Consider the following 2,714-nt stretch of genomic DNA (forward strand, 5'->3'; position numbering starts at 1 on the left):
TCTTGGAGGAGGTGGATGCCGTCGAGCGGCTCCTCGAATTCCGGCGCCGCAAGGTAAGCCGCCAGCGCGTCGGCATCGGCGAAAGGACGTACGCCCAATCCCTTTCCGCCGCGGTTCGGCTTGAGGATAAAGCGGCCCTTGCCAAAGGCTTCGCGCGCCGCCTGGACGAGGCGGCCCTTGCCTGCGACAGCGATGGTCCGCGGTATCGCCACCCCAGCGCGAGACAGGGCCCCGTACTGGCGCACCTTGCTTATCTCGAGATCGAGCGCGCCAGGACCGTTCACGACGCGGCGTCCGTGCTGCACGAGCCACGAAAGCGTTGCTGCGGTGAGTTCGGGTGAGAAGCGATGGCCGCGCGTGTGCGAGGAGGCGCTCATGCGGTTGTAGAACACACCGTCCGGCGGCGGCGCCGAGAGATCGAGGGCGCGCTCGACCAGGAACCATTCGTCCCATTCCGCGCCGGTCCGATCGAGCGCCGCCGCGAGGGGCGGCAGCCAGTCGGGGTTCTCGTGCAGGACATGGATCTTTGGCATGGCGGGCCCTACTGCAATGCAACAAACAGGGTCGGGTCGATCCTGCAGAATGCGGTGACTGCTAGAATGGGACCGAAGGTTGGAAAATACAAGGCAAAGATGGAATATAATTTTATAATACTGCATTTTTGTGTTTAATATGGTGCCGGAGGCGTCTGACCATGCGCCTAGCTAAGCGAGTTCGGCGAGCACCGCAGCCGTATCATGCGCGGGGATGTCGCCGATCTCGGCCAGCTTGGCATCGAGCTTCGCAATCATATCGTGCACGATGCCGGCCATGGCGGGATCGTGAAACACGTTGAGGAGCTCGAGCGGGTCCGCCACGCAGTCGAACAGCTCCCACTCCGGCGGCTCGCCGCCGGAACGCGCACCCGGCTGGTCCAGCGGCTCGTTGTACCAGTAGATCAGCTTGTAGCGCTGGTCGCGGATGCCGTAGTGCGCGAAGGCATTGTGTATCGCATCCTTGTGTATCCAGTAGCGATGGTAGGCGACCTGCGGCCAGTCGTCGGGGACACGTCCTTCCAGGACTGGGCGCAGGCTGCGCCCCTGCATGTAGGAAGGCACCGGCAGCTCGGCATAGTCGAGGAAGGTCGGCGCGAAGTCGACGTTCGTCGCGATGGCCTTCGTCACGCCGGCTCCGAAGCCCGCCGGATAGCGAATCAGGAACGGCATCTGGAGCGATTCCTCGTAGATGAACCGCTTGTCGAACCAGCCATGCTCGCCGAGGAAGAATCCCTGGTCCGAGGTGTAGACCACAATGGTGTCTTCCGCGGTGCCGTCCTTGTCGAGCCAGTCAAGCAGGCGGCCGACGTTCTCGTCGATCGCCACGACAGTGCGCAGGTAGCGCTTGATGTAGCGCTGGTACTTGAAGTGATCGAGCTCCTGCCTGGAGGCGAAAGTGAAGCGCTCGCCCGTGTTGCGGTCGAACAGCACGACGTCGCCCGGATCCTCCGGATCGGGCAGCTTGGCGCGTTCCGGCCAGCCCATCTCGTCGCTCCAGGAGTGCGCCAGCCCCTCCGGTGAGGAAAGGCCGAGATCCTCGTAGTTCATATCGGCGCGCACGCGCATCCTGGCGGACCCCGCGGCGCGCGCCCGGTTCTTGTAATCGTCGTCGAAGCTCTCGGGCACGGGGATCGTCTCGTTCTCGAACAGGCGGGCGTGGCGCGGCGCCGGCGCGAAGGGACGATGCGGTGCCTTGTGGTGACACATGAGGAAGAACGGGCGGTCGCGGTCGCGCGCGGCGAGCCAGTCCAGGCAGAGGTCGGTGATCAGGTCGGTGGCGTAGCCGCGGTGATAGCGCAGCCCGTCGGGCCCGACGAAGTCCGGATCGAAATAGGCGCCCTGGTCCGGAAGCACGCACCAGTCGTCGAAGCCGGTTGGCCTGTGGCGCGGCCCTTCGCCGAGGTGCCACTTGCCGAAGATCGCGGTCGCGTAGCCGCCGGCCTGGAGGGACTTGGCGACGTTCGGCCAGCGGTTGTCGAGCAGGGTCACGAGCGTGGTGACGCCGTTCACGTGGTTGTAGGTCCCGGTCAGGATCGAGGCCCGGCTCGGCGTGCAGATCGAGTTGGTGACATAGCAGTGGTCGAGGCGCTTGCCTCCCTCGGCGATCCTGTCGATGCCAGGGGTCTCGACGATGCGCGAGCCATAGGCGCTGATGGCCTTGGCGGCATGGTCGTCGGCCATGATGAAGAGGATGTTCGGTCGTCGGGGCATGTCCATCCTTCCCGCGAGGCCGTTGGCTCAGGTTCGGCGGCAATCATGGCATCCTTGCCGGCGATCCCGAGGAGCATTTATGGGCAACGCCGAGCGCAGCGTTGCGGCGCCGCCCATGCTGCTCTAGTGTCGGGCCGCTTCAACTCCACCTAGGATGCTGCGATAGGTAGCTCGATATGCTTCTGGCGCGATAGTCGGCGGCGATGTCCGACATCATCGAAGATCTGCTGCAGCGGATGGATCTGACCGCGAAGATCGGTCAGCTCAACCATCCCACGGCCCACAGCGACGTGAGCACCGGCGCCGGCGCCGCCGTGGCCGACATCGAGAGCCGCATCCGGCGGGGCGAAGTCGGCAGCCTGGCGGGGGGCGGCGATCTGGCCAAGCTCGCCGAGCTGCAGCGAATCGCCGTCGAAGAGTCGCCACAGGGAATCCCGCTGCTGTTCACGCTCGACGTGATCCACGGCC

2 protein-coding genes and 1 pseudogene are annotated in these 2,714 nt (G+C 65.1%); 1 reads left to right on the forward strand and 2 read right to left on the reverse strand.

Going from position 1 to position 2,714, the window contains the following annotated elements; genetic code table 11:
• Together VIR62_RS08995 and VIR62_RS09000 are read right to left on the reverse strand one after the other, a co-directional pair.
• Positions 1–533 (reverse strand): ATP-grasp domain-containing protein (locus VIR62_RS08995; protein ID WP_431870550.1); only part of this gene is annotated, 533 nt, incomplete at its 3' end.
• 171 nt (positions 534–704) lie between these two features.
• Positions 705–2,246: a sulfatase family protein gene (locus VIR62_RS09000; protein WP_431870552.1), complete on the reverse strand. Its 1,542-nt coding sequence runs from the start codon at positions 2,244–2,246 to the stop codon at positions 705–707.
• A 203-nt stretch (positions 2,247–2,449) separates the two neighbouring features.
• Here VIR62_RS09000 and VIR62_RS09005 point away from each other — a divergent pair.
• Positions 2,450–2,714, forward strand: a pseudogene (locus VIR62_RS09005) (glycoside hydrolase family 3 N-terminal domain-containing protein); the annotation flags it as partial.

Origin of the sequence: Allosphingosinicella sp. (genome assembly GCF_036570505.1) — a bacterium.
Classification (GTDB): Bacteria; Pseudomonadota; Alphaproteobacteria; order Sphingomonadales; family Sphingomonadaceae; genus Allosphingosinicella.